Here is a 2,751-nt window from a genome sequence, read left to right as displayed (position 1 = left end):
ATATCGGCATTAACTAGGGAAAAGGGAAAAGTGAAGAGTGAATAGTGAATAGTGAATAGTGAATAGTGAATAGTGAAGAATAAAATTTTCCCTTTTCCCTTTTCACTTTTCCCTTTAATTAATTCTTGTTGGCATCCATACATCTTTATCACCTCCATGATACAATTATCACATTAAAAAATAAGAAATGACAACCTTTTTGACTTATTTTTAAAGGCGACTAAAGTTGCCGTTCGTTTTTCATCTACGTTTTAAAAAACGTAGCTTTCAAACTCTCGTTTTTCTTTCGTAAAAAGGATGAATCCGCCTACGCGGACTATAGCGCTGTGGCGCATAGCTTACGCGCTAGGGCCTGGTTCGGCGCGAGTTTAATCGCCCGCTGAATCTGCCCGATCGCGATCGCTGCAATACACCTCAATACAGCCGCCCCCACACTCCCCTCCCCTGCACGCTCGCACCCCCTACCGTTCTCCTCTCATCCCTCAGTGCTCGAGGTTCGCACTTCATAGCGCGGAGATACTCCAGGGGAGTCTTTTTTCCCCAACCGATTCAAATTTCCGCTACTGATTGCCTTGGGTTCCTTTTGGTTGAACAGCGGTTTGAGGCGAGGGTACTTTTGTAGGGAACCTTTCTGCGGCTGATATTCCGGGATGAGTTGCTGCAATTGGGTGCAGATGCCGGCAGCGTCATCATCGCCAGCCGTTTCCAGCAAGGTTTCCAAACGCGGTTGCAAAAATTCCCACTGGATTTTCGCTTCTCGGGCGCAGAAAATCTTCGGATGCTGGGTTGCTCTGGCATTCGTGCTGTCTACCAGCAATTCTTCGTGCAGTTTTTCCCCCGGTCTTAAACCCGTAATTTTAATTTCAATATCTTGTCCCGGCACCAATCCACTGAGCTGAATCATCTGGATGGCCAAATCGTAAATCCGAACCGGTTCGCCCATATCGAGCAAGAAAATTTCACCGCCCTTGCCCATTGAGCTGGCTTGGATGACCAAACGCGCCGCCTCCGGAATGGACATAAAATAGCGCGTCATATCCGGATGAGTAACCGTAATCGGCTGTCCCTCAGCAATCTGCTTGCGAAAGCGCGGCACCACCGAGCCGCTGCTGTCCAGGACATTGCCAAATCGGACAATGGTGAAGCAGGTGGAGGTGGTGCGTTGCTCCGCCAAGGCTTGAATGAGCAGTTCCGCCACTCGTTTGCTCGCGCCCATGATATTGGTGGGACGCACCGCTTTATCGGTGGAAATCAAGACAAAATTGGCAACGCTACCGGCAATGGCACAACGCGCCGCCATCCAAGTTCCTAAAATATTGTTTAAAATTCCCGGAGCGGGATTGGATTCGACTAACGGCACGTGCTTATAGGCAGCCGCATGATAAATCGTCTCCACTTGATAGTTGGCAATCACCGATGAGAGTCGCTTCTCATCCGTCACCGACCCCAAACAAGCCACTCGTTGCAAATGGGGATAGGTTTCCCCCAGTTCCAGGTCGATGTTGTAAAGGGCAAATTCCCCCAGTTCGTAAAGCACCAGGCATTTGGGCTGCTGTTGGGCGATTTGACGGCACAATTCCGAGCCGATGGAGCCGCCCGCGCCAGTAACCAGCACGGATTTGCCGGTGATGTTCATCTGCAGCAACTCGGGATCCGGAGCCACTTCTTCCCGCCCCAGGAGGTCCACGATATCGATATTGCGGATTTCGCTAATCGAGAGTTTGCCGGAGAGGAGTTCCCCGATACAGGGGATGGTTTTTACCGGAATCGACCAGGCGTGTAGGCGATCGAGAATCTGTCGTTTCTGGATGCGCTCCACGGAAGGCATGGCCATTAAAACCGTGTCAAATGGCTTGTGAGCCTGCAGTTTCGGTAACTCCCGGGGGGCGTACACCGGCAGTCCTTGCAAGTTTTGATTTTGCACCGAAGGGTCGTCATCTACAAAGGCGATTGGTTTGTAGGCGGGGTGATGGGCGAGGGCTTGGGCCAGTTGCGAGCCGGCAGCGCCGGCACCGTAAATCACCAGTCGCTCCGGGGCTTGGGTTTGGCGGGTGAGGCAGATAATGGTATTGACGAACCAGCGCAGGGAAAGGCGGACGCTAACGACGAGCAGCAGGGTGAGGAGGGCGTCGTTGACCAGGATGGAGCGCGGCAGTTGTAAAAATTCCAGTAAATAGGCCAGCAGGACGAAGGCTCCAGAGCTGAAGAGGACCGCTTTGGCGGCGGTGGCTAAGAATTCCACTCCTGCATAGCGCAACAGGGGGCGGTACATTCCCGTGGCCAGGAAGACCAGGGGCTTGGTTAGAATCAGGATTGGAATTAACCAGATGTACGGCTGGATTTTTTCCAGGGGGAGCGGGTGGCTGAACCGCAGCCCAAATGCCCCACCGATGGCGATAATAAATAAGCCGATGTCGATGGTAATCAGCATCAGGCGCTTCTGTGGCCGGGATAGGGAGGCCGCAGTGGTTTGAATGGCGGTGGCTAGTTTTTCGATGGGCCAGTGTTGAATCATGGAAACTCTCTAAATTCCATCACGCTTGGGATGCTTGGATTCGGCTCGGCAGAATTTGAGGGCAATTTTCATAGGGACTATGAATTTCTCGGATGGCGGATAGTTCCCTCAATCCCCCGGGAATCGCTTCGAGTGCTTCTGGTACCAGAAGATTTGCAAAAAATCTTCATATTAGCTTAACCGCTAGGAGCCCCGCACTGTACCCGAAGGGTCAGTGTCGGGAAGAATAGCGGGGG

General features: G+C 52.1%; 1 protein-coding gene. It reads right to left on the bottom strand.

All coding sequences use genetic code 11. The features are described from left to right. Positions 1-475: 475 nt before the first annotated feature. A complete protein-coding gene (locus LKK83_RS07225) occupies positions 476-2,515 on the bottom strand; it encodes a polysaccharide biosynthesis protein (protein WP_324630327.1) in 2,040 nt (679 codons plus the stop codon). Between the last annotated feature and the right edge of the window lie 236 nt (positions 2,516-2,751).

The organism is Phormidium sp. CCY1219 (assembly GCF_035615515.1).
GTDB lineage: Bacteria > Cyanobacteriota > Cyanobacteriia > Cyanobacteriales > Laspinemataceae > CCY1219.
This window is presented reverse-complemented; position numbering and strand designations above follow the sequence as displayed.

Excerpts from the sequence above, each read along its gene's own strand:
- LKK83_RS07225 (WP_324630327.1), bottom strand. The coding sequence starts at position 2,515 with ATGATTCAACACTGGCCCATCGAAAAACTAGCCACCGCCATTCAAACC.